Source organism: Ruegeria sp. YTSA105, from assembly GCF_059610225.1.
Genome location: NZ_JBXWNE010000012.1, coordinates 12,215 through 35,311, shown reverse-complemented (window position 1 = coordinate 35,311; position 23,097 = coordinate 12,215). Strand labels below are relative to the sequence as shown.

General features: G+C 58.5%; 22 protein-coding genes. 9 read left to right on the top strand and 13 right to left on the bottom strand.

The window, feature by feature from the left end:
- Window positions 1-220: 220 nt before the first annotated feature.
- From AC2FH2_RS14750 to dnaQ, 4 genes are read left to right on the top strand one after another with little or no spacing between them, the layout of a single operon-like run.
- Complete coding sequence (locus AC2FH2_RS14750; protein ID WP_142637605.1) at window positions 221-820, top strand: Maf family protein; 600 nt, start codon at window positions 221-223, stop codon at window positions 818-820.
- Window positions 817-1,650, top strand: coding sequence for a shikimate dehydrogenase (locus AC2FH2_RS14745; RefSeq protein ID WP_271950622.1), 834 nt, complete (start codon window positions 817-819; stop codon window positions 1,648-1,650). The genes AC2FH2_RS14750 and AC2FH2_RS14745 overlap by 4 nt, the downstream gene beginning before the upstream one ends.
- Complete coding sequence (gene coaE / locus AC2FH2_RS14740) at window positions 1,647-2,240, top strand: dephospho-CoA kinase (protein ID WP_496824132.1); 594 nt, start codon at window positions 1,647-1,649, stop codon at window positions 2,238-2,240. The genes AC2FH2_RS14745 and coaE overlap by 4 nt, the downstream gene beginning before the upstream one ends.
- Entirely contained in the window at window positions 2,233-2,955 is a 723-nt protein-coding gene (gene dnaQ / locus AC2FH2_RS14735; RefSeq protein WP_271950625.1) for a DNA polymerase III subunit epsilon, read from the top strand. Before coaE ends, dnaQ begins: the two co-directional genes overlap by 8 nt.
- Window positions 2,956-2,981: 26 nt before the next feature.
- Here the strand turns inward: dnaQ and secB are convergent, their stop codons facing one another.
- Entirely contained in the window at window positions 2,982-3,479 is a 498-nt protein-coding gene (secB, locus tag AC2FH2_RS14730; protein ID WP_142637430.1) for a protein-export chaperone SecB, read from the bottom strand.
- Window positions 3,480-3,533: 54 nt separating this feature from the next.
- Window positions 3,534-4,034, bottom strand: a complete 501-nt coding sequence (locus AC2FH2_RS14725; protein WP_496690198.1) for an FxsA family protein — start codon at window positions 4,032-4,034, stop codon at window positions 3,534-3,536.
- Between the two features lie 108 nt (window positions 4,035-4,142).
- On the opposite strand from AC2FH2_RS14725, the gene AC2FH2_RS14720 reads away from it, so the two are divergent.
- Genes AC2FH2_RS14720 through AC2FH2_RS14710 form a run of 3 tightly spaced genes read left to right on the top strand, consistent with a single transcriptional unit; the run spans window position 4,143 to window position 6,420 of the window.
- A complete protein-coding gene (locus AC2FH2_RS14720; protein WP_142637434.1) occupies window positions 4,143-4,802 on the top strand; it encodes a Tim44/TimA family putative adaptor protein in 660 nt (219 codons plus the stop codon).
- Window positions 4,799-5,833, top strand: a complete 1,035-nt coding sequence (gene mltA / locus AC2FH2_RS14715) for a murein transglycosylase A (RefSeq protein ID WP_282027493.1) — start codon at window positions 4,799-4,801, stop codon at window positions 5,831-5,833. The genes AC2FH2_RS14720 and mltA overlap by 4 nt, the downstream gene beginning before the upstream one ends.
- Window positions 5,833-6,420, top strand: coding sequence for a Smr/MutS family protein (locus AC2FH2_RS14710; RefSeq protein ID WP_271950630.1), 588 nt, complete (start codon window positions 5,833-5,835; stop codon window positions 6,418-6,420). Before mltA ends, AC2FH2_RS14710 begins: the two co-directional genes overlap by 1 nt.
- Here the strand turns inward: AC2FH2_RS14710 and AC2FH2_RS14705 are convergent.
- From AC2FH2_RS14705 to hslU, 3 genes are all read right to left on the bottom strand, one after another.
- Window positions 6,417-7,634, bottom strand: coding sequence for an MFS transporter (locus AC2FH2_RS14705; protein WP_496824129.1), 1,218 nt, complete (start codon window positions 7,632-7,634; stop codon window positions 6,417-6,419). The genes AC2FH2_RS14710 and AC2FH2_RS14705 overlap by 4 nt on opposite strands.
- A complete protein-coding gene (locus AC2FH2_RS14700; protein WP_142637442.1) occupies window positions 7,634-8,728 on the bottom strand; it encodes an alpha/beta hydrolase in 1,095 nt (364 codons plus the stop codon). Before AC2FH2_RS14700 ends, AC2FH2_RS14705 begins: the two co-directional genes overlap by 1 nt.
- 97 nt (window positions 8,729-8,825) lie before the next feature.
- Window positions 8,826-10,133: an ATP-dependent protease ATPase subunit HslU gene (gene hslU / locus AC2FH2_RS14695; RefSeq protein WP_142637444.1), complete on the bottom strand. Its 1,308-nt coding sequence runs from the start codon at window positions 10,131-10,133 to the stop codon at window positions 8,826-8,828.
- A 180-nt stretch (window positions 10,134-10,313) separates the two neighbouring features.
- On the opposite strand from hslU, the gene AC2FH2_RS14690 reads away from it, so the two are divergent.
- Window positions 10,314-11,555, top strand: coding sequence for an MFS transporter (locus AC2FH2_RS14690; protein WP_496824127.1), 1,242 nt, complete (start codon window positions 10,314-10,316; stop codon window positions 11,553-11,555).
- Window positions 11,556-11,569: 14 nt separating this feature from the next.
- Here the strand turns inward: AC2FH2_RS14690 and hslV are convergent, their stop codons facing one another.
- Window positions 11,570-12,121, bottom strand: coding sequence for an ATP-dependent protease subunit HslV (hslV, locus tag AC2FH2_RS14685; RefSeq protein WP_142637447.1), 552 nt, complete (start codon window positions 12,119-12,121; stop codon window positions 11,570-11,572).
- Between the two features lie 198 nt (window positions 12,122-12,319).
- Between hslV and AC2FH2_RS14680 the strand changes: the two genes are divergently transcribed.
- Window positions 12,320-12,514, top strand: a complete 195-nt coding sequence (locus AC2FH2_RS14680; RefSeq protein ID WP_142637449.1) for a DUF1127 domain-containing protein — start codon at window positions 12,320-12,322, stop codon at window positions 12,512-12,514.
- A 165-nt stretch (window positions 12,515-12,679) separates the two neighbouring features.
- On the opposite strand, the gene trxA is transcribed toward AC2FH2_RS14680, so the two are convergent.
- Genes trxA through AC2FH2_RS14645 form a run of 7 tightly spaced genes read right to left on the bottom strand, consistent with a single transcriptional unit; the run spans window position 12,680 to window position 23,041 of the window.
- The gene (trxA, locus tag AC2FH2_RS14675) at window positions 12,680-13,000 is read right to left on the bottom strand and encodes a thioredoxin (RefSeq protein WP_142637451.1); all 321 of its coding nucleotides are present in this window, start codon (window positions 12,998-13,000) and stop codon (window positions 12,680-12,682) included.
- 60 nt (window positions 13,001-13,060) lie between these two features.
- Window positions 13,061-16,420 carry a double-strand break repair helicase AddA gene (gene addA / locus AC2FH2_RS14670; protein WP_496824125.1) on the bottom strand — a complete coding sequence of 1,120 codons (3,360 nt, stop codon included), beginning with the start codon at window positions 16,418-16,420 and terminating at the stop codon, window positions 13,061-13,063.
- On the bottom strand, window positions 16,417-19,344 hold the full coding sequence (gene addB / locus AC2FH2_RS14665; protein WP_496824207.1) for a double-strand break repair protein AddB: 2,928 nt from the start codon (window positions 19,342-19,344) through the stop codon (window positions 16,417-16,419). The genes addA and addB overlap by 4 nt, the downstream gene beginning before the upstream one ends.
- Window positions 19,337-20,023: a nucleotidyltransferase family protein gene (locus tag AC2FH2_RS14660; protein ID WP_496824123.1), complete on the bottom strand. Its 687-nt coding sequence runs from the start codon at window positions 20,021-20,023 to the stop codon at window positions 19,337-19,339. Before AC2FH2_RS14660 ends, addB begins: the two co-directional genes overlap by 8 nt.
- Window positions 20,020-21,024 (bottom strand): aminoglycoside phosphotransferase family protein, encoded by a 1,005-nt coding sequence (locus AC2FH2_RS14655; RefSeq protein WP_496694375.1) that lies wholly within the window; start codon window positions 21,022-21,024, stop codon window positions 20,020-20,022. Before AC2FH2_RS14655 ends, AC2FH2_RS14660 begins: the two co-directional genes overlap by 4 nt.
- Window positions 21,021-21,494, bottom strand: a complete 474-nt coding sequence (tsaE, locus tag AC2FH2_RS14650) for a tRNA (adenosine(37)-N6)-threonylcarbamoyltransferase complex ATPase subunit type 1 TsaE (protein WP_496713957.1) — start codon at window positions 21,492-21,494, stop codon at window positions 21,021-21,023. The genes AC2FH2_RS14655 and tsaE overlap by 4 nt, the downstream gene beginning before the upstream one ends.
- A gap of 41 nt (window positions 21,495-21,535) precedes the next feature.
- Window positions 21,536-23,041, bottom strand: a complete 1,506-nt coding sequence (locus AC2FH2_RS14645; RefSeq protein ID WP_496824121.1) for a PAS-domain containing protein — start codon at window positions 23,039-23,041, stop codon at window positions 21,536-21,538.
- Between the last annotated feature and the right edge of the window lie 56 nt (window positions 23,042-23,097).

The following is a 23,097-nucleotide window of genomic DNA, read 5'->3' as shown; positions in this document are numbered from 1 at the left end:
ATATGTTATGATTATATAGGACGTAGAATTCAGGGGATAACTTGATGAATAAGCTGGGATATCCCGCTTGTCCCGATGTTCAAAGTTATCCTTGTCCAGACTGGACAGGGTTCGGGCGACTCATAGAAGTTTTCCGCGAAAACACCGGGCTTGCGTGTCAACAGGAAAACCATACAAACCATCCTTGAACGATCAACCATTTGCTCAGGGGGTTTTCCACATTTCTGTCCCCATCATATTGGCCTCGGGGTCATCCATTCGCGCGCAGTTGCTAGAGAATGCGGGCGTGCGGTTTACCGTTCAAACTGCACGCGTGGACGAAGAGACCGCCAAACGGGCTTTGCTGGCCGAAGAGGCATCTCCACGTGATATTGCCGATACTCTGGCAGAGATGAAAGCCCGCAAGGTCAGCGACAAGGTGCCGGGGCCGATGGTTCTGGGATGTGATCAGGTGCTGGATTTCGAAGGTCAGCTTTTGTCCAAACCGCAATCGCCCGAGGATGCGCTGGCGCAGCTCAAAGCGATGCGGGGCAAGCGGCATATGCTGTTATCCGCAGCCGTCATCTATCAGAATGGCGAGCCGATCTGGCGACATGTTGGTCAGGTGCGCCTGCGGATGAGGATGAGTTCGGACGCCTATCTACGCGACTATGTTGCGCGCAACTGGGACAGCATCCGCCACGCTGTCGGGGCCTATAAGCTTGAGGAAGAAGGCGTGCGGCTGTTCGCAACCATTGACGGTGACTATTTTAACGTTTTGGGTATGCCCCTATTGGAGCTGTTGAATTTTCTTGCGGTCAAAGGGGTGATTGATCAATGAGTGGTAAGCAGATCCCGCTGGCGGGTGTGATCGGGCATCCGATTTCCCATTCGAAATCCCCAATACTGCATGGCCATTGGCTGAAAACTTATGGCCTGGCCGGTCACTATATCCCCATGGATGTCGCACCGGATGATCTTGAGGCTGTTCTACGAACCTTGCCCAAAGCCGGATTTGTCGGGGCCAACATCACAGTGCCCCATAAAGAGGTGGCCTTGGATCTGGCGGATACGGCTTCGGACCGGGCCAGGCAGATCGGGGCTGCTAATACGCTTGTGTTTCAGCCCGACGGTTCGATCCATGCGGATAACACCGATGGGTACGGGTTCATGCAGAACCTGCGCAGCGGCGCCCCAGATTGGATTCCAGCGGATGGCCCCGCGGTTGTCTTTGGTGCCGGAGGCGCCGCGCGTGCGGTTCTTCAAGCGTTGGTCGATGCCGGTGTGCCCGAGATTTTGTTGACCAATCGGACGCGCTCACGTGCAGATCGCCTGAAGGAAGAGTTTGGCACGACCATAACGGTGGTGGATTGGTTGAAAGCGGGCAACGTGGTTGAAGATGCGGAACTTGTGGTCAACACAAGTTCGCTTGGGATGCACGGCCAGCCCGAGCTGCGGGTGCCTCTGGACGGGTTACAGCCCGGTGCCATAGTCACCGATCTGGTCTATGCGCCACTTAAGACACGTTTGCTGCAAACAGCAGAACAGGCGGGATGCACACCCGTAGATGGCCTTGGCATGTTGTTGCATCAGGCCGTACCTGGATTTGAAAGCTGGTTTGGGGTGCGCCCTGAAGTCACTTCTGATTTGCGTGCTGCGGTGCTGGGATGAGCTTTGCACTTGGCCTGACCGGTTCTATCGGCATGGGAAAAAGCACAACTGCCAGCATGTTCGTCGACGAAGGCTGTGCGTTGTGGGACGCAGATGCCGCCGTGCATCGGCTATACGCGCGTGGCGGGACAGCGATCAAGCCGATGCGTAGGGCGTTTCCTGAGGCCATTATCGACGGCGCGGTTAGCCGGGAAGTATTGAAACGGTTCATTTCGGCAGACCCAGCGGCGCTGAAAGCGATTGAGGCCATTGTTCACCCGCTGGTGGCGGCGGATCGAGCGGTGTTCCGGGAACAAGCCACCGCAGATATTCTGGTTTTCGATATTCCCCTGCTATTTGAAACCGATGGAGATGCGGCGATGGATGCGGTTGCTTGCGTTTCGATCCCGGCGGATGAGCAGAAACGCCGCGTGATGGACCGCGGCACCATGACCGAGGCGCAGTTCGAGCAGATCAAAGCCAAGCAGATGCCGAATGACGAAAAATGCGCGCGGTCTGATTTTGTGATCGTCACGGACAGTCTGGACCACGCCCGCGCGCAAGTGCAGGATGTGGTCAGACAGATACGGGCAGGGCTGACAGATGCGTGAGATCGTACTCGATACAGAAACCACAGGCTTTGATCCTGAAAGCGGCGACCGGATTGTGGAAATCGGTGCGGTTGAGCTTTGGAATCACGTCGCCACGGGCGAGACCTATCACGTCTATATCAACCCCCAACGGTTCATGCCCGAAGAGGCGTTTGGCGTGCATGGCATTGGTCCGGACCTGCTGGAACCGCCCCGGCCGGTGGAAAAAGGTCAGGTCACGCTGAAGGACAAGCCGGTTTTTGCCAAGGTTGGTCAGGGGTTTCGGGATTTTGTCGCTGACTCGAAACTGGTGATCCACAATGCGTCATTCGACATGAAATTTCTGAATGCCGAGCTGGGCTGGATGGGTCTGCCGCCGATCCCGATGGATCAGGCGCTGGATACGCTGGCGATTGCGCGCAAACGGTTTCCGGGCTCGCCCGCCTCGCTGGATGCGTTGTGCCGGCGGTTCAACATAGACAACTCGAACCGGGTCTTGCACGGGGCGTTGCTCGACTCTGAAATTCTCGCTGAGGTCTATCTTGAGCTGATCGGCGGACGTCAGCCAGATTTCGGGCTGTCGACCTCTGCGTCTTCTTCGGTTGGCGGAGCAGAAGAGTGGCGGCCATCGCCGCGTAAAGATGCCTTGCCGTCCCGGATCACCCAAGACGAACGCGCGGCGCATGAGAAATTTATTGATAAACTGGGCGAAAACGCCCTTTGGTCCCGCGCCTGAGATCACTCCGGCGCGGGGAGGGCTGATTAGGCCTGAGTCTTTTGCGTCTCGGCTTGGCGACGCATCAATTCATTCCGGTACAGGCTGACAAAATCAATATTGTCCAGGTTAACCGGCGGGTATCCTCCATCGCGCGTGATGTCGCTGACGATGCGTCGCAGGAACGGGAACAGCATGCGCGGGCATTCGATCATCAGGAACGGATGCAGCTGGTCTTCGGCGACACCTTCCACATGGAAAAGGCCGCAATAATCCAGCTCGCACAGGAACAGGATGTCTTCCATGCCCTTGGCTTTGGATTTGAGGTTCAGCTTGATCGACACCTCGTATTGATGCTCAGCCGGGCGCTTTTTGGCGTCCAGATTGACTTGAACCGCGATCTCGGGCTGGACATCGCCAGACACGCCTTTTTGCGCCATCACGTTTTCAAAGGACATATCGCGAATGAATTGTCCCAGAACGCGCATCTGGATCTGGGGTGCGGTCTGGGCCGCGGTGTTTTCTTGGGCGCCGTCTTCGGCCATGGGTCTACTCCGAAACTGAAATTCGCCACTGCTTAGCAAGTTGGGCGAGGCACCTCAATGCTGGTGCGGCCCTTCGACCCATTTCGATGGCTTTGACGGGTTCTGACGGGGGCGAACCTCGGTGTATTCACCGTCGATCACATCGCCCTGGGTCGATGCTTGGGGCTCGGTCCTGAACTGCGTCCCGCCGCCCATCTGAAACTGCGTGATTGTGACCTTCGAGCGGAGATAACGGAATACAGAGACCCGGACGCCAGGGATTAACAGCGCAAATCCAACGGCATCGGTGAAAAACCCCGGTGTCAGCAGCAAGACACCAGACAGCAAGATCATCGCGCCATGGGCCAAAGGTTCGGTCGGGTCGTCAAGCTCTGCAAAGGATCGTTGCAGGTTTTCCAACGCCATGCGACCTTGTGTCCGCACCAAAGCGGTACCCAGAACGGCCGTTAGAACCACGATCGCAAGGGTTGGCCACAGTCCGATTAGCCCACCAACCTGAATGAACAGGCCGATTTCGATGATCGGAACAAGTAAAAAAGCCAGGAACAGGTACATTTGCATTATCCTTTACTGCAGGTCGGGCGGTAGACTTGTCCCGAACTGTCACCTACATAGTGGCAAGAGGCCGTGTATACAAAGTCGCGGTCTGACCAAGAGGATGAAATGAACGAACCAATGATCCAGTTGCTGGTCCTGGCCGGAATTGCCGTTTTCCTGATCCTGCGCCTGAAAAGCGTACTGGGTACACGTGAGGGTTTTGAGAAACCCCCGCTTCAACAACAGTCCGAAGCCAATAAGTCGCGCCGTGATTTTGAGGTGATTGAGGGTGGGCCAGATCACGACATTACCGATCACGTGCCCGAGGACAGCGAACAGGCGCAGACCCTATCCGCTATGAAACGGATCGAGCCGGGCTTTTCGGTGGGTGAATTTGTTCAGGGCTCTCGCGGCGCTTATGAGATGATCGTCATGGGGTTCGAAAAGGGCAATCTGGACGAAATCCAGCCCTTCCTGTCGGAAGAGGTATTTGAAACCTTTGTTTCGGTCGTTGCCGCGCGCGAGGATCAGGGGCTGACCATCGAGGCCGAATTTATCGGTGTGCGCGAAACCACACTGGCAGATGTGAGCTTTGACAAGGATACCAACCAGGCCGAAATCACCATGAAATTTGTTGGTGAGCTGACTTCGGCCGTGCGGGATCGTGGTGGCGATATCATCGAGGGCAACCCAAACACGGTTAAACGTCAAAAGGACAGCTGGACCTTTGCCCGCGTTATGGGCTCGGACGATCCGAACTGGCTGCTTGTTGCCACGGACGCATGATTGCAGCGTTTCGGTCGCTTTTCCTGGTGGCTGTCATGACCACCTCTGCCAGTGCCGAGGTGACACGATCCATACTGTCCTATGATGACCTGAATGGTTGGGCCGCCGATGATCACGGGGCGGCCCTTTCGGTTTTTCTGAACACGTGCGGTGATCTGGATGATCCGGACTGGCAGGCATTGTGCGGCGTGGCACGCACCTATAAGCCCGATGCGGCCCGGTCATTTTTTGAGCTGTTCTTCCGTCCCGTTCTGGTCGAAGACGGGAAGGATGGCCTGTTCACAGGCTATTTTGAACCCGAACTGGACGGGTCCAAAACCAGATCGGAGCGGTATAAATACCCGATCTATAAAATGCCTCCTGAGGCGCGCGGAGCCGAAAAATGGTTATCCCGTCGCGATCTGCTGACCGGTGATGTCATGCAGGGCCGCGGTCTTGAAATCGCCTGGGTGGACGACCCAGTCGAGCTGTTCTTTCTGCAGATTCAGGGTTCAGGTCGTATCCGGTTGCCCGATGGGAAGGCGCTGCGGGTCGGTTATGGGGGTGCCAACGGGCATCCTTATCGTTCGATCGGGTCCGAACTGATCCGGCGCGGTGCCCTGGGTGCGCATCAGGTCAGTGCGCAGATGATCAAATCCTGGGTCCGCAAGAATCCCGAGGCGGGTACCGAATTGCTGTTTCACAACCCGTCTTATGTGTTCTTCCGCGAGGTGAATCGTGTTGCACCGGAATTTGGCCCTCTGGGTGCGATGAACCGTTCGGTTACCACCATGCGCAGCATTGCCGCCGATCCGGCATACACACCGCTGGGTGCTCCAGTCTGGGTCGAAAAGGACGGCAAGGACCCTTTGCGCAGGCTGATGATCGCTCAGGATACCGGGTCGGCCATCAAGGGCGCACAACGGGCTGATATTTTCTTTGGAACCGGCGATGCCGCAGGGGCCGCAGCGGGGCGCCTGAAAGATCCGGGTCGCATGGTGGTTCTGCTGCCGATTCAGCGCGCATATGCTCTTTTACCGGACGAGTTCTGATGTCGCGCCGCAAATTGACCCCTGACGAAATGGATCTGTGGCGCAAGGTGACCAAACAGGCAGATCGCCTGCATCCCGAACTCCCGCAGTCGGTGCACCCCACCTCATTGCCCAAGCCGAAACCGACAAAGACCTTTAAGCCCCGGATCGAGGCGTTTGAAGTCGGGCAGAACGCGGCTGGCAGGGGTGTACGGCATGTGTTGAAACCATCCGTTACCGAAGGGTTACGCGCCAACCCAGTGCAAATGGACAGCAAGGCTTTTGCCCGGATGAAACGTGGCAAGCTCCGGCCCGAGGGCAAGTTGGACCTGCATGGCTTGCGGATGGACACGGCCTATCCGGCGCTGGTGCGCTTTGTGCTGACGGCGCAGGCTTCGGGCAAGCGTCTGGTTCTGGTGGTGACCGGCAAAGGCAAGGACCGGGACGAGCCCGGCCCCATCCCCACTCCGCGCGGCGTCTTGCGCAATCAGGTACCGCAATGGCTGTCACTGCCGCCCTTGGCACAGGCTGTGATGCAGGTGACGCCCGCGCATATCAGCCATGGTGGCGACGGGGCCTATTACGTCTATCTGCGCCGCAGTCGCTAAAGCGTGCGTGCGGCGCGGCTGATGCCAATCCAGGTCAGCAGACAAACCAGCAGGAAGAAGACGCCGATCCACAGGAACTGCGTGTCCAGAGGAACCCCCTGATCAATCAACACGCCGGTCAGTCCGGGGCCAATCGCCGACCCAAGGACCATGACCGCAGTGGCCATGGCCTTGATCGCGCCAATATGACGGGTTCCATAGAATTCCGCCCAGAACGCACTGGGCAAGGTGCTGTTTGCGCCGACGGTAAGCCCCAGAAAGATCAATGCAGCAACCGCACCCCCAATCGAGGTGCTTGCAGACGCCAACATGAACCCGATAGCTATCGGCACCTGATAAAAGGGCATCATCCGGGCGGTTCCCCATTTATCCAGCGCCCATCCCGCGACAAACATCGAGATCAGGGAAACACCTGTGTAGACGGGAAACAGCGCCACCAACTCGATATGTTGCCAGCCTTTGACCTCGGCGAGGTGGACCTGATGAAAGAAGAAGGCGGTAATAAAGGCAGAAGGACCCAGCAAAGCGGGGGCCATGAACCAGAACAACGGGTTCAGCAAAGCGTCGGTGCGTGTCCAGTGCCGCCCCTGCATACCTGCCGCCGAGTACTCGCTGGCCAGACTTTGCGGTGTGCGCTCTTGCCGAAGCAAGCGCAGCAGAATCGGAATGCCGGCCACACAAATACATGCCGAGATGATCCAGAGCAGGCGCCAATCCAAAAACACCATCGCAGCGACAAAGATTACGGGCAAAAGCGCTTCACCAACCGCAAATCCGACCGAGGCGATCGACAAGGCCTTGCCGCGCGTTGTGGTAAACCAACGCGCCATCGCGACCAAGGCAAGATGGGTGCTCATCCCCTGCCCGAACAGGCGCAACAGGAAGATCACCAGCGGTAGCAGGATCAGCCAGCGGTTCAACGCCATCGCTAGCGCCGCCACGGCTAGCCCAGCCAGGACAGCGGGGCCGAGCACACGCACCCGGAAGATATCCGTAAGCCCGCCCGCCCAGATCATGATGATGGCGGATGCGGTTGTACCCAGCGAATAGATCCCACCCCAGGCCCCATGGCTCAGCCCGAACGCCGCACGAATTTCGCCGGAAAAGATCGAGATGAAGAACGTTTGCCCAAAACAGGACAGAAAAGTCAGCAGAACTCCGGCGCCAAGCCATGAGGCATTTGCTTTCAGATAATGCCCCAGGTGAAAGGACATTACGGAGAGCTGACCTTGGCCTGCCCGGTCTCGGTCAGCTCAATCTCGGTCGCCCCGGTCGGGTTGCGGACCTCGGCGGGGGCGATCACGTCAATCCCGCGTTGCCTGCCAAAGGTACTGCTGACCCGGCGGGCGGAATTGATAATCGCCAAAAGCGCCGGAGAGGTTGCAGCCACGAAATGAGACGACCCGGCATCGCTGTTGAAGGCGGTCGTATCCAGAATACTGATCTTATATTCGGACAGCGCATCGGCCGAGCTGATATTTCCCAGACGTTCGCTTTTGGCGGTACCGCGCAGGCGTGCGGATATACTCAGCAGCCTGTCTTTGCGTGAGATCATCACAATGAACGGGTCAGGCAGCGTTTTGATGCTGTCCATCTGCGACCGGAACAGATCGACATCCAGATCCGGTGCGATCAGAACAACCCCTTCGATATTCCGATGCGACCAGCCCGGTTCGCGCAGCTCGGCCTGCCGCATCATCTCCATCGTCAGGGCGGTGCCCATGGAATGCGCCACAAGGATAACCCGATCGACCCCCATTGATTTCAGCTGGCGAACAGTTTGTTCCAGACCATCACGGGCGAACAGCATGCTGTCGATGTCATAGGCATAGCCATAACCCGTTGCCTGGCTTGGCCAGGAATAGACCATGGTTTCACCCGGTATTTCCAGATCATGTTCCAACTGCGCGGCGCGGAACACTGTTTCCGACTGGGTCGTGTTATAGCCGTGGATAAAGATCGAAACCTCGTCCACACCTCTTAGTCGCGAGGCAAGGCCCTGGGGTCCGGCAAGCTCGTCTTCATCAGCCATCACGAACTGATTTTCCGGGTCCGGGTCGGCATAGGAAAAATCCAATGTCCCGGGTGTGTGATTGGGTGGAATCGAGACCGTCATCTCGAGAAATTGCAGCTGATCGCTGCGGCGGTACCCATAGGATCCGTCCGCTTCGCGCGCGCGGGTGGTTGCTGCGTAAATGGTTTTGGGCGTGCCAATGTCCAGTGCCGAGGGCACGGTTTGAGATACGGTCCGGTCGACACATGCGGCAAGCGTTGCCGCAGTCAGGACAAAAATAATATAGCGCAGCACCTGTCGCCCCCTAAGGAATTTGCGCACACGCTACTCTATTCTGATCCCAGGTCCAGCGGGGTCAATGACGCGGACCGGCAAAAACCGGCTGGAGATATTACAGAACGTAACGGCTGAGGTCCGTAGACTTTGTCAGCTCACCAAGATTGTCGTCAACGAACTGTGCATTCACGGTGATTTCCAAACCGGCCTGATCGGGGGCTGTGAAAGACAATTCCTCGAATACGCGCTCCATCACGGTGTAAAGTCGACGTGCGCCGATATTCTCGACACTTTGGTTCACATCCGCTGCGATTTTCGCCAGGGCTGCGATGCCGTCCTCAGTAAAGCTGACCGTGACATCCTCGGTGCCCATCAAGGCAGTGTACTGGCGGGTCAGCGCGTTGTCTGTCTCGGTCAGGATGCGGACGAAATCCTCTTCGGTCAGTGCGCGCAGCTCGACACGGATCGGCAGGCGCCCCTGCAGTTCCGGCAACAGGTCGGACGGTTTGGCAATATGAAACGCGCCTGAGGCAATGAAAAGAATGTGGTCGGTTTTGACCGGCCCATGCTTGGTGGAGACGGTTGTGCCTTCGATCAGAGGCAACAGGTCACGCTGCACCCCCTCGCGGCTGACATCACCGCCGCGTGCGTCCGAACGGGCGCAAACCTTGTCGATCTCGTCCAGAAACACGATGCCGTTCTGTTCAACCGATTCCAGCGCCGCGCGGTTTACGGTTTCGTCATCCAACAGTTTGTCGGCCTCTTCCCCGATCAGCATGTCATAGCTTTCGGCGACGGTCAGGCGTTTCTTGACGGTGCGCCCGCCAAAGGCCTTGCCGAAAATATCGCCCAGATTCATCATCCCCATCTGACTGCCCGGTTGGCCAGGGATATCGAACATCGGCATCTGGCTTGAGGTATCCGTCAGTTCCAGCTCGATCACTGTGTCGTCCAGCTCTCCGGATTTGAGCTTTTTGCGGAACATTTCGCGGGTGCCCTCACGTGCGTCTTCCCCGGCAATGGCAGTAATCACCCGGTCTTCGGCGGCCTGATGGGCCTTGGCTTTGACGTCCTCACGCATGAATTCACGGGTCTGCAGGATCGCGGCATCGGCCAGATCACGCACGATCTGTTCCACATCGCGGCCAACATATCCAACCTCGGTGAATTTGGTGGCCTCGACCTTGATGAAAGGTGCGCGGGCCAACTTGGCCAAACGCCGGCTGATCTCAGTCTTGCCAACGCCGGTGGGGCCGATCATCAGGATATTCTTGGGATAAACCTCATCCCGGATGTCATCAGCCAGTTGCTTGCGCCGCCAGCGATTACGCAGCGCCACGGCGACCGCGCGCTTGGCATCCTTCTGCCCGATGATAAAGCGATCCAGTTCCGAGACAATCTCGCGCGGGGTCAGGTCGGTCACGGGGGCAGTCCTTTCGGTCGGCATAAGTTGGCTGCGGTCTAGGTAATCACCGCAACGGCGAAAACAACAGCGGCAGCGTTGGTTAGCAACGCCCCACCCGGTTTGCAAATGCTTTCCATAGGTAAAGCGCCCGGCCTCTGGTACAGTGATTTCAAAGCGTTGAGGGCCCGGAGCGCGGAAATGACCAAGATTGCCAAGATCACCCTGCTGTTTGTCGTGTTTGTCGACCTGATCGGGCAAGGGTTGGTCTTTCCGATCATCAACTCACTGATCATGGAGACGAAATCGGGGTTCCTGCCTGAAAACACGGCCATGGGCACCCGGCATTTCTACTACGGCTTGGTGATTGGCTGTTTCTTTCTGTCCTGGTTTCTGGGCGTGGTCTATGTCTCTAAGGTTTCAGATTCCATTGGTCGCAAGAACGCGCTGCTAGTGTGTCTGGGAGGGGCATTGATAGGTTATGCGCTGACCATCGCCGCGCTGTATTTCAACAGCCTGCTGCTGTTGATTGTCGGCCGGTCGATCACCGGGTTTACGGCTGGCAACCAGCCTATCGCGCAGGCGGCAATGATTGACGGCAGCACCGATGCCGCTGACCGCGACCGCAACATGGGCTATATCGTGACAGGTGTCAGCTTTGGCCTGGTTGGCGGTCCCATTATTGGCGCGGTCCTGTCGGACTCGGCCCTGCTGGGCAGCGCGGCGACGCTGAAAACGCCATTCTACGGCGCCTTTGTTCTGGTATTGATCGCCATTTTCCTTGTCGCCGCGTATTTCAAGGATACCCGGACCGAGCGTGAGCCCTTTGTCTTTCGCCCCCGCGATATCACCGACAGCCTGATAGCGGTGCGCGAACATTCGATGGTTCTGAAAATCATGCCGGTCTATGGCCTGTTCATGATCGCCAATGTGACCTTCTATGTGTTTGTCGACAACTTCCTGACCAGCGCATTTGGATACGGGGTCATCGGCGGCAGCATGGCCATGGTCGTCATTGGGGTTGCGCTGGCCTTTTCCAGCACCTTCCTGGTCAAACCTGCGCAGGAACGGTTCAGTAAACACCAGATCATCTATGTCTCACTGGTTGTGATGGTGATCAGCGGCCTTGGTTTCGCCTTCAGCCCCAGCGGTGTGCTGAGCTATGTCCCGGTCTTTTTCTTCTATTTCTTCTTTGGCGTCTCATACCCGACACTGCTGGGCCTGTTTTCCTCCAGTGTCAGCGACACCGATCAAGGCTGGGTCATGGGGGTGACCACGGCTGTCTTCTGTTTGGCTGGGGGCGTCATGTCCCTGATCGGCGGCGGGTTGATGAGTATCGACATCCGACTGCCCTACTACATCGTGATCTTGACCGCCCTGTTGGGGCTGGTCGGGATGCATATGCGGTGGAAGGGCAAAGAGATCCGAGAGCTGTTGGCCTGAGACAGTTCTGCGTCTTAGATCGTCTCAACCGTGAGATTGCCATTGGTATAGACGCAGATATCGGCGGCGATGGCCATGGCTTCGCGGGCGACTTGTTCCGCCGGTTTGTCGCCATCCATCATCGCGCGCGCCGCTGCCAGGGCAAAATTGCCACCCGATCCGATGGCAGCCACGTTGTGTTCCGGCTCCAGCACATCCCCTGCCCCGGTGATCACCAGCAGATCCTTGCCATCAGTGACGATCAGCATCGCCTCAAGCTTTTGCAGGTATTTGTCGGTGCGCCAGTCCTTGGCCAGCTCGACCGAGGCGCGGGCCAGTTGGCCGGGTGTGGCCTCAAGCTTGGTTTCCAGACGTTCCAGCAGGGTAAAGGCATCGGCGGTTGATCCGGCGAAGCCTGCGACAACCTCGAACCCGCCGGGTGACAGGCGGCGTACCTTGCGCGCGGTCCCTTTGATCACGGTCTGGCCCAAGCTGACTTGCCCGTCTCCGGCAATGACCACCTGCCCGCCTTTTTTGACGCCAATAATGGTTGTGCCGTGCCAACCGGGAAAGTCGCTGTCTGCCATGGGGGCCTCCGTTTTCGCCTGTTGTTCTATATGGGCCGGTCTCATCCGCAGCGCAACAGTTCACAACTTGCTTATAAGATATGCAAAAAACGCAAATCGGGGCTGTAAAACCAGCAATTGTGGGACTCAGTTGAAAATCCTACATGAGGCTCACAACCGACAACGGGTCGGCTGTTTCTGTTTATAAGGAATGCGCAAATGGCAACTACCGCAAATATCCATGCGCCGCTCGGAGCAGCTACCATCCTGCATGTAGTGGACGCGTTTTTTGGCGCTTTTGAAAAAGCCGCCGATTGGAATGAATCCCGCAAAACCCGCAATGCCCTGTCGGCTCTCAGTGATGAACAGCTGGACGATATCGGCCTGTGCCGCGCGGATATCACCACCCTCTGATCCACGAGAATTCGTGAATTCAAGATAAGCCGCCCGGGTCTGGGCGGCTTTTTGTTTTCTGCGCAGCTTTTTCCAGTCAGACAATTCAGGCGGAAGCGCTTTGCCCCAGATACGAAAAAAGGCGCCCCGAATGAGGCGCCTTCAAACGTTGTTTCCCGAACCGGATCAGAGCGCTTCTTCGATCCAGCTTTGCAGCGCGGCTTTCGGTGCGGCGCCTGCGCGGTTCGAAACGACCTGACCATCCTTGAAGATGAACAGCGCCGGGATGCCACGTACGCCCATGGCGGCGGCAGAGTTCGGGTTGCTGTCTACATCGACTTTGGCGATCTTGACCTTGTCGCCATATTCAGCCGCCAACTCTTCCAGAGCGGGTCCGATCTGTTTACAGGGGCCACACCATTCGGCCCAGAAATCGACAACTACGGGGATTTCGGAATTCTTGACTTCGGCGTCAAAAGTATCGTCGGTAACAGCTACGGTCGACATATTCTGTCTCCTGAATGGGGAATGCTTGGTCACTGAAACTAGGTGTCGGGTATGCCAAGGTCAAGGCGTCAGCGCACGGGTTAGCGCAGCTTTCACCAGATCGTGTGGCAGCCACATCAGCTGGGCTGTTCGGGTCCACAGAATTGCGGTTCTGACTTCGTGGTCCGGATAGATCTGCGACAATGAATCAGCATAGGCACCCATCTGCCGCAGCAGTCCTTCGGGGCAGGATGCCGCATTGTCTGGCACTGTCATATTCGATTTAAAATCAATTACCTGGACGTCTGTTTCGGTGACGATCACCCGATCAATGACACCATGAATACGCCGCCCGCCCAGATCGGCCGTTACCGGGACTTCGGCCAAGGCATCAGGGGCGAACACGGCCTTCAGGTGATCCGCCGTCAACACATTTTGCGCCTCGGCCAGCAATCCTTGCCGCTCGGCCTCACGCATATCGGGAAGAACCCGTGCGCAAAGCTGCGGCCAGTTCTCAGGAAGGACTCGCGGCAAATGCTCCAGCAGCAGGTGCAGGCGGGTGCCGCGCAGCTTGGCGGCCTCTTCATCCTGGCCCATATCCCCGGGCAAGGCCTTGGCCCCGCCCAGATCAGACGGGCTGAGGGTTTCCGGCGCCGCATCAATGGCGGGGGCGGAATTCAGGAAGGTCGGCGGCAATTCGCTGTGGGCATGAACAGCGCCTGTGTGTTCGATAAATTCCGGACCATGCCAATCTCCGTGCGACAAGCGCAGGATCTCACTGTTGGGCAGAGCTGTTGCCCCTGCCCGCGCCATAGCCGCCTGAACCAGTTGATACCAACTGGTTCCGTCCTTGCCGACATCCCCTGCCGCACTTACGATTAGCCACTTCTCTGCACGGGTCAGCGCCACGTATAACAGGCGCAACCGTTCATTCTCTTCCCGTTCGCGCGCTTCGGCTCGCGCCTGCGCGATCAGCGCCGGGGACGCGTCTGCCGGTACTTTCCATAGTGGCTTAGCATCCGTCACCATGATCTCGGCATCGCGCGGGGCTTGCCGTCTGCCGGTATCCGGCAGGATCACAATGGGGGCTTCCAACCCTTTCGATCCGTGCACGGTCATCACGCGGATCATGTTGCCGACACCGCTCATCTGCCGTTTGATCTCCAGATCGTCCGTCTGCATCCAGACTAAAAAACCTGTCAGGCTTGGAATGTCGGTGCGTTCATAGGCCAGCGCCTGTGACAACAGCGCGTTGATGCCGTCTTCGGCCTCGGGGCCCAGCCGACCCAGCAGCAGGCGCCTCCCGTGATGACGGGTCAGAATCCGCTCGATCAGGTCATATGGGCGCAGAAAGTCGATTTGGCTGCGTAGGTCATTCAGAATGGCTAGCGTCTCGGGAAACTCCTCGGCCCGATTTCGCAGCGCTGCCCAAAGGAATTGCTCTTGTCGCCGATGTGCCAGATCAAAAAGCCGCTGTTCGGGCCAGCCAAACAGAGGCGATTTCAGTACCGTGGCCAGCGACAAGCTGTCCTCGGGCGTGGCCAAAAAGCTCAGCAGAGCCGCCAGGTCCTTGACCGCAAGCTCGGCTCCGACCTTCAACCGGTCAGCCCCTGCAATCGGCAGTTCGGCAGCCTTGCAGGCGCGGATGATCTCAGCAAACAGGTCCGAGCGGCGCTGGACGAGGATCAGAAAATCCCCCGGCTGTACCTTTCGCCGGACGAAACTGCCCGGTACCTCGCCATCTTCGGGGATGGTTTCCCCCTGTTCGATCATATCCCTGATCGACTGTGCAACCTGCTCGGCCAGAACAACGGTATGGTGGCGCGCACCAGGGCGGTCCACCGGGTCGGTCCATTCGGTATCTTCCTCGTCTTTGACTTTTTCGACCACCGGCCATAGGTCGACGCGCCCTGGCAGATCGGACTTGAAGGCGCGGTGCTGGCTTTCTTTGTGAAACCCGGCCTCGGCATGGTTTTCGAACAGAATATCGACCAGAGATAGAATGGCGCTGGAGGAGCGGAACGAGTACTCCAGCGTAGAATCCCACAGTTTAGAGCCTGATTCTTCCAGTTTCCGCCCAAATTCGGCCTGCATCCTGTCAAAGGCCTGAGGGTCGGCCCCCTGGAAGGAATAGATCGATTGTTTCTTGTCACCCACCACGAAAATAGTGCGCTCAATCCCGGACCGGGCCCCCTCCCCGCTGGTGAATTCCTGCGCCAACTTTTCGACGACGTCCCATTGGTCCGGGCTGGTATCCTGGGCCTCATCCACAAGGATATGGTCAATCCCGCCGTCCAGCCGGTACAATACCCAAGACGCTACCGCCGGGTCGTTCAGTACGTTTCGGGCGCGCAAGATCAGGTCGTCAAAGTCCAGCCAGCCGCGCAGTTGCTTGCGCCGCTCATATTCTGGCAGAAAGGCCATTGCGAACCGCTGAAGCGCCAGCGTTTTGCGGGCCGCAACCAGTGCAAGCCGCTGTTCACGCGCGGCTTCAATGCGCAACATCAACGCCTCTAGCTGTGGCATCTGACCCGCCAGAACACCTTCGCGCAGGGGTTTGGTCGGGAAAGCGTTAATCTTGGCGGTAAACGGGTCCTTGGCCGCCTTTCCGGTCAGAAATACATCTTCAAGCACCGGCAGCGCACTGATATCGGCGCGGGTGAAGGCCGCAAGCCTGGTGGCTGCCTTGGCATTATTCCCACCGCTTTCGGTCAGTGCGGGCAGGACGCTGCGGACAAGTTCGACCTCGCCCCCCAAAAACACCTGACCCAGCAAGAGCTGTTCGTCAAAATCGGCGGGTAGATTGAATTGCTGCAAAACCTGCGACCAATCGACGGTCTGCGTAAACAGATTGCGCTTTTGCGTGATGGCGGCGGTCAGTTTGTCGAACCCTGTGTCAGTCACAAAACGGGCGACATCGCCGATCAGATTGGCCATCGGCCCTTGGGCAAAATCCTCAACGATTTCTTCGCGCAACAAGGCGGCGGCCCGATCTTCCATCTCGGTGAATTGCGGGCTGACCCCGGCCTCAAGTGGGAAACGGCGCAGCAGCGAGGCGCAGAAAGAGTGGATGGTCTGAATCTTCAGTCCGCCGGGCGTTTCGATCGCGCGGGCAAACAATGTGCGGGCCTGTGCCAGACGGTCCGGGTCAATCGCACCCTGAACACCCAAATCGGTCAGCTGGGCCAAAAGTGGAGCATCCCCCAGCATGGCCCACTCACCGAGGCGTTTGAACAACCGGTTTTGCATCTCGCTGGCGGCGGCCTTGGTGTAGGTCAGGCACAGGATGTGTTGCGGCTGCACCCCGTCCAGCAACAGCCGCGCCACCCGATCGGTCAGAACCCGCGTTTTGCCAGATCCTGCATTGGCTGCCAGCCAGGTCGAGGTATCGGGTCGTGCGGCCTGCACCTGCCGTTCGGTTGCGTCGTTGCGGGTGCTCATTTCAGGTCCTCGGGGGCGCTGTTGCTGGTTCGGTCCCACTCTCCGAAACGTGCCAGATGATCATAGTCCCCGATATCGGTATCCTTGTGAAGCATGCGGCGCGAGGTGAAGCCTTGATCAGGCTCTAAATAAGAGGAAAGCAGCTGTTTCAGCTCAGCCAGGACCTTGTCGACCGGCTCTTTGGTCAGAGGCGCGGGCACCTCTTTATAGGTGCCGCCCATGCCGACAAAAATTGCTTCGGCCACAGGCAGAGGGTCAAACCCTTCGATCCCGCCCTGCTCGGCCATTGCGGCTTCGATCAGCAACTGTTTGTCAAACTTGGCCTGCTGGCTTTCGGTCGGAGGCGCACCGGTTTTATAGTCGACCAGCCGCAGCGCCCCGCGGCTGTTCAGGTCAATGCGGTCGGCGCGCCCGACTATGGTGAAATCCAGCGGACTGAGCGCCAGCTTCATCGCGGCCTCAAAAGCCACAGGCCCACCATCGCTGCGCCTGGTGGTCTCGGCCCGCAGGAAATCATCCGCAATCCGTTCCAGCCGCGCGAGCCATAATTTGCGCGCTGTGGGCCATGGGACATGCTGGACCAGCAGGCTTTCGGCGCGTTTCAAAAAGCTTTCGCGTGTCAGCAAGGCCGTGTCCAACACGCTGTCCTTCACGAACTGCTCCAAAATCTCATGGATTACAATCCCGCGCAGCAGCGCATCCGGGGCCTGAACCAAAGGGTCCAGAGGTTTCAACCGCAGCACATGTTTGGCGTAGATCGCATAAGGATCACGGATCAGGCGCTTGATCTCGGTGACGCTCAGGCGGCGCGGGCGCGACCCGACCGGAGGGCGCGGAGATGGGCGCGGTGCCGCCTTGATTTCTGGAGCGTATTCAAGTTGTTCGGACCATCCCAGATATTGCCGCCCTCGGCCGCGCATTTCTGCAAGGGCGGCTTGGCCACCCTGTTCTGCCAGGCCACTCAAGAGGTTGGTTAACCGATTCAACCAGCGGGAAGGAACGGTTTCGGCATCGTCGGACCGGGTCGACCGGGTCAGCCAGACCTCGGGCGCGCCGATAGCCTGCTGAAAGTCATGTGCCGACAGGCCAATGCGCCGCTCTGGCAGCAACAGCCCGGCCTTATCGCGCATCTGCCGGTTCAGCCAGGGATCAGGCGCGGGCGCCTCGGGCCAGCTGCCCTCGTTCAAACCGCCAAGGATTAGCAAATCCGCGCCCTGCACCCGGGCCTCGAGTGTGCCCCAGATCATGATCCGGGGGTGTGGCGCGTCGCGGTCGCGGACCTCTTCTCCGGCCAGCAAAGCACCCAGCAGATCGGCAAAGTCATGGGCGGTCATGGTGCCGCCATGCTGAGCCTCATTTCGCAGCTCGGTCACAACCGCCAGCGCCTTTTGACCGGCGTTCTTGTCCCACAAAGTGCCGGGATCGTCAGTGTGACCGGCGGAAATGGCCTGAGCCAACCCGCAGAGGCGATCAACCCAATCCGCCAGTGGCAACTCATCAGCGATTTGCTGGTCGCAGAAATGCTGCACCAACCACTGGACCCAGCCTTCGGGCACCTCTTTGCGGATGGCAAATGCCGTCAGGCTGGCGGCATCCGGGAAAGGCGGCCCGTGGCGGCGCAGGTCCAGTTCCAGATCGCGGGTGTGCAACAGATGAGAGCCACGCTCGCCCCCGTCATGGCAGAGCGGATGTTTCAGCAGGGTCAACAGCGCTTCGCCGTCCAATCGACGCGCGAACAGGGCCGCGACATGGCGCAGGAACCGTCCGGGTGGGGACAGCTGCAGCGGCAGGCCAGCACTGTCATCGGGCAGGATGTTCCACCGGTCCAGCGCAGCGCTGACCTGACGAGTCAGCATGCGGTCGGGGGTGATCAGAGCGGCGGTCTGGCCGGTTTCAGCTGCCTCTCGCAAGCGGAGCGCTATGGCCAGGGCCTCGGCCCGGGGGGACTGCGCCTCGACCAGGGTCAGGTCTTTTGTTGCGCCATGCAGATCGGTCAGTTGTGGACCTTCGGACATCCACGCATCCGTGATCGGGGCGGGGCGTAACGCAAGCGATATCAGTCTGTTACGGGCGGTTGAGGGTGGATTGTCCTGGGTCCAGGCTGTGATTTGATCCGGGCTCTGCCCAAGCTGGTTCATCAGTTTCCGGAACCGGTATTGCGGGTGATCCTCAGAGGTTAACGCCGCATCCAGCTGAGCCCAGACCTTATCGGGCTGGTCAAAGTCAAAACCCGGCAGAATCAATGCGCCTTGCGGCAGGCAGGCAACAGCTTGCATCAGCATCAGTGTCGTTCCCCGTGACCCCGTCGAGCCGGCAAGAATGACCGGGTGCTGAGGTGGATCCACTCGCCAATGTTTGACTAGGTTCTCGACCACGCGGCGCTGCCGGGCCTGCGTGTCCAGGATGTCGTCTTCTGTGTCGATGAACTGATCCGCAATCCCGATAAACGCCTGCGCGCGGGCCCAATGCCCGGACATGTCGGTGACATCCAGCCGCCGGATCGCTTCGGGTGAAACGCCTTCGCCCTGCATCTCATCTATCAATGCGGCCAGACTGTCTGACAGGTCAAACAAAGACGAGCGCGCCGCCAGATCCGGTTGTTGATCCAGCAGCTTCGAGACCAGCTGCGTCAATTCCAGCCGCCGTCGCAGGGGCGGTATTGCGGGTGGTATCTGCGCCAGATTCACGCTTTCACCCAGATCAGTCACCAGTGAAAGGCGCGGCAACAAACAGGCAGGGCCCTGGTCGAATAGCTCACGCACCCTGCGAGCCATACGCCGCGTGTTAACAACCAGCTCCACTCGGGCCAAAGCCTCGGGCGGAAGAGCGGCACAGCGATTTCTCAACCCCCGGACCAGCGTCTTTGGAAAATCCACACCCGGAGGTACGGCAAAGACGCGGGGCAGGGGTGAGGGGTCAAACATCCGCCAACAGACCTTCAGCAAGGGCGATCCCTTCCGGATGGCCAACATCGCACCAGCGGCCGGGATAGGTTAGGGCAAACAGCCGGTCTTTCTTTTGCATCCGATCCCAAAGCAGGTTCAGCGAAAACACCTTGTCTGGAATTTCGACCAGCCCTTCCGTCTTCATGATCTGCGCGCCTCCGTAGATCAATCCGGGGCCGCGGGTAATCCGGCCCGTTTCATCAGCAGTAAAGTCTCCGGCGCCGGCATGACCAATCGCCTGCGCGGTCGGGATGCACATCAACAATGCGTCCATCAAATCAGGGTTCCAGGCGGCCCGCAGCATTGTCAGCGGGTTTGAGCCTGACCAGATGGCGTCGGAATTCAAGGTGAACACCGGATTAGGCCCTAACAAAGGCAAAGCCGCCCGCAATCCACCGCCCGTATCCAGAATGTCGGGCTGTTCGTGTGAAACAAATACGCCTTTCGGTGCCAAATGCGCCTCAAGCTGATCCGGCAGATAGTGCAGGTTGGCCACTTTGCGAACCGACCCAAGCGCGTCAACCAGATCCAGCGTATGGTCGATCAGCGGGCGCCCGGCTACCTCGATCAGCGGCTTGGGGCGGTTCAGGGTCAGGGTGCCCATGCGGGTGCCGAACCCGGCTGCGAACAGCATGACGGCATTGGGGGGCTGGGTCATCTCTGTATGAGCCTGTTCAGGTTTTCGGGTGTCGGCGCGGGCAGAGCCACGCGCAGCAGGTCGGCAACATTCACCAGCGCCGGGTGATCCAGATCCCGCATCAGATGGCCCCACGCAGCGGGGATCAAATCGACATAATGGGGTTTGCCATACTCGGTCGCAAGCCGTGTAAACACACCAAGAATCCGCAGATTTCGCTGGGCCCCCAGCACAGCATAGGCACTGCGGAAATCATGATCGTTGACACCCGTAGCCGAGATATAGTGGCTGACCATCCGCATTTCCGTACCCGGCGTCACTTTGCGGCGCACATCCTGAAGCAAAGACACAAGATCATAGGCAGGATGGCCCAGCATGGCGGTCTGAAAATCCAGCAATCCAACGCGCTCAACCCCTTGGCGGTCAGGGAGCCAGATCAGGTTTTCCGCGTGGTAATCCCTTTGGACAACAACTTTGGTGCCGGATGTTTCTTGATGCAGGATATCAGCAAATCGGTGTTCGAACCGATCCTGTGCATCCCGGTCATATTCGCCAAGAACCCCTTGGGCGTATTTGGTGAAGGATAGGGCCGCCAGTTCGGTCATCAGTGCCGGGCCGTAAGATTGCAGCGACAGGGTAGGGGCCTCGTGCAACTTGATCAGGACATCTGTTGCCGCCTCGTATAATTCCCGCTCCATATCGGGATGTTTGACCAGAACCCGCGCGAATAGGTCATCGCCAAGGTCTTCCAGAAGAAGAAACCCATATTGCGTGTCTTCGGCGTAGATCTGTGGGGCGCTTAGCCCGATAGATTGTAAATGCCGGGCCATCCGTACGAAGGCTTCGACCGGTTCCGCCTGCCCCGGGGGCGAATCCATCAGAACAGCGGACTTGCCCGTGACCGGGTCGGTCAGGCGCTCGTACCGGCGGTTCGAGGCATCCCCCGCCAAAGGCTCTCGGCGGGCCTTGGACCACGGCGTGTGTGAAATCAGAGCTTCGGCAAGGACGGCGCGGTTTGTCATTCGCTGACCTCCAGTTTTTGAGCCCATTTTTCGTCGGTCCATGTGAGGGTGATGTGGCGCATATCCAGCATGTCCGGGTCTGTTTCAAATGTCATCGTCAGGGCAGAACCGGGTGTCAGCGGGCCCAGTTTCTCGGGCCACTCAATCAGGCAGATCGCTTGCTCCATCGCTTCGGCCAGCCCAAGCTCTTCGACTTCCTCCACCGCGCTCAGCCGGTATAGATCGCAGTGCCAGATCTCACCTTTACGGGTGTCATAGACCTGAACCAGCGTGAATGTGGGCGAGGGCACATCCTCGGGCCGGGTCATCAGCGATTGGATCAGACTGCGCGCGAAATGGGTCTTACCGGTTCCGATCTCACCCTGCAGCAGCAGGATGTCGCCCGGATGCAGAATTGCGCCCAGCCGACTGGCAAATTTGGTCGTATCTTCGGGCGAATTCAGGGTGATCCTGAGGGGTGGTAACGTCATGGCGCCACAATGGCCCCACGCTGGATTGGCTGCAACCCGGTTCAGGCGCTGATTTGCTGTATCTCGTGCTGTGGCAACGCATTGTGCGTGGCAAAGCGAATGATGGTGGCCCCGTTTTGCAATGGGCAGATGGTGCAGTACAGATCGGTTCCGTTACGCATCTGGATTCTGGCTGACCACTCAGCCCGGCTGTCCCGCATTTCCACGAAATCCCGGATTTCACCCAAAATCGGAGTGGCCGTGCAATGTTTCTGCCAGTTGCGGGTCACGTCCAGAACCGTGTCGGGTTCAAATCCGGCACCATCGGCTTCACCCCATAATTTCTGATAGGCATAATTGGTGAAGGCCAAGGTACCGTCATCACCGAAAACGGCAACCGCGTCGGCCAGCTTATCCAGGATGGATTGCATCAAATCCATTTCCGCCCGAAAGCGGCGGGTCAACGTGATCTCGGCCGTGATATCTTCGAACAGAAAGGCCACCGCACCATCCGGGTGCGGGCGGCCGCTGACGGAATAGACCGAGCCGGATGGCAGCGACCATGTTTCCTGGTAATTTCCGTCTTCTGCTGCCTCCAGCAGATCGTTCATCTGATTACGCCAGCTGCGATAGTTCTTGGGTTCCGGCATCATGTGCTGATCGCGCAGGCGGTCAAAGAAACTGGACAGGTTGGGGCGGCAGCTCAGGAAATCCGGGGGCAGGGTGGTCAGGTCAATCAAGGCGGGGTTGAACAGGGCAAGCTGGCGATTTCTGTCAAAAATGGCCAAGCCGATGGACAGCTGTGCAAAGGTTTTGGTCATCGTCTGTACGAATTTTCGCTGCGCTGTCTCGGCGGCGACGATGGCGTTGATGTCCACAGCGTAGCATAGGCTGCCTTCCGGGTGGTCCACCATCGTCAGGTCAAACCAAAGCTTGTTTGCACTGTCTTCGGACGAAATGAATACACGGGTCTTGGCGCTGATACGCGCGCCATTTTCGGGCCCGGGAAAAAGAGGTGCAGTCAGGTCGGTATCGCCACCGCGCACTTTGCGGACAAGCGAGACATAGGCGGCGTTGCACCAGCGGATCTTGTTTTGATAATCCAGATGCCAGACCGGGTAGGGCGCCAGTTCCATCGCCAGGCGGATCGGATCGCTATTCTCGCGCAATACGGTTCTGGGGTAATCAGAGCTTTCCCGCAGCTGTACGCGTACGACCCCGTCGATCCATTCGCACAAAACGTCCCGCTCGACCGAACAATCAATGGCGGGGATGATAAGATTCCCTTCGTGCCTGACGCGTTCAGGGGTTTCAGGAAAGCCCGGAAAATCTCGCTGCAGCAGCCGACGCAGATCTGACCAGTCGCGCACAGCCTCAAACCCTTCCAGAGCGATGTCTGTGTGGCTGATCAGGCTGTCACCGTCGAACAGAAACACGACATTGAACAACGAGGCCGGCTCGGACAGGCCGAAATTGTCACTTGTCTGCTGACGACGGGGCAAAAGCCATTGAACCGCCAGACTGGCAGACACCACACTGATGACGGCCAATATGATCCAGTCGACCATGTGCTCTCCCGCGGTGAATTCACGGGTATAGCTATGGGTGGAAATGGTTAACGGGG

Coding starts and splice junctions, on each gene's coding strand:
- AC2FH2_RS14745 (WP_271950622.1), top strand. CDS start 817: ATGAGTGGTAAGCAGATCCCGCTGGCGGGTGTGATCGGGCATCCGATT.
- coaE (WP_496824132.1), top strand. CDS start 1,647: ATGAGCTTTGCACTTGGCCTGACCGGTTCTATCGGCATGGGAAAAAGC.
- dnaQ (WP_271950625.1), top strand. CDS start 2,233: ATGCGTGAGATCGTACTCGATACAGAAACCACAGGCTTTGATCCTGAA.
- secB (WP_142637430.1), bottom strand. CDS start 3,479: ATGGCCGAAGACGGCGCCCAAGAAAACACCGCGGCCCAGACCGCACCC.
- AC2FH2_RS14725 (WP_496690198.1), bottom strand. CDS start 4,034: ATGTACCTGTTCCTGGCTTTTTTACTTGTTCCGATCATCGAAATCGGC.
- AC2FH2_RS14720 (WP_142637434.1), top strand. CDS start 4,143: ATGAACGAACCAATGATCCAGTTGCTGGTCCTGGCCGGAATTGCCGTT.
- mltA (WP_282027493.1), top strand. CDS start 4,799: ATGATTGCAGCGTTTCGGTCGCTTTTCCTGGTGGCTGTCATGACCACC.
- AC2FH2_RS14710 (WP_271950630.1), top strand. CDS start 5,833: ATGTCGCGCCGCAAATTGACCCCTGACGAAATGGATCTGTGGCGCAAG.
- AC2FH2_RS14705 (WP_496824129.1), bottom strand. CDS start 7,634: ATGTCCTTTCACCTGGGGCATTATCTGAAAGCAAATGCCTCATGGCTT.
- AC2FH2_RS14690 (WP_496824127.1), top strand. CDS start 10,314: ATGACCAAGATTGCCAAGATCACCCTGCTGTTTGTCGTGTTTGTCGAC.
- hslV (WP_142637447.1), bottom strand. CDS start 12,121: ATGGCAGACAGCGACTTTCCCGGTTGGCACGGCACAACCATTATTGGC.
- AC2FH2_RS14680 (WP_142637449.1), top strand. CDS start 12,320: ATGGCAACTACCGCAAATATCCATGCGCCGCTCGGAGCAGCTACCATC.
- trxA (WP_142637451.1), bottom strand. CDS start 13,000: ATGTCGACCGTAGCTGTTACCGACGATACTTTTGACGCCGAAGTCAAG.
- addA (WP_496824125.1), bottom strand. CDS start 16,420: ATGAGCACCCGCAACGACGCAACCGAACGGCAGGTGCAGGCCGCACGA.
- addB (WP_496824207.1), bottom strand. CDS start 19,344: ATGTTTGACCCCTCACCCCTGCCCCGCGTCTTTGCCGTACCTCCGGGT.
- AC2FH2_RS14660 (WP_496824123.1), bottom strand. CDS start 20,023: ATGACCCAGCCCCCCAATGCCGTCATGCTGTTCGCAGCCGGGTTCGGC.
- AC2FH2_RS14655 (WP_496694375.1), bottom strand. CDS start 21,024: ATGACAAACCGCGCCGTCCTTGCCGAAGCTCTGATTTCACACACGCCG.
- tsaE (WP_496713957.1), bottom strand. CDS start 21,494: ATGACGTTACCACCCCTCAGGATCACCCTGAATTCGCCCGAAGATACG.
- AC2FH2_RS14645 (WP_496824121.1), bottom strand. CDS start 23,041: ATGGTCGACTGGATCATATTGGCCGTCATCAGTGTGGTGTCTGCCAGT.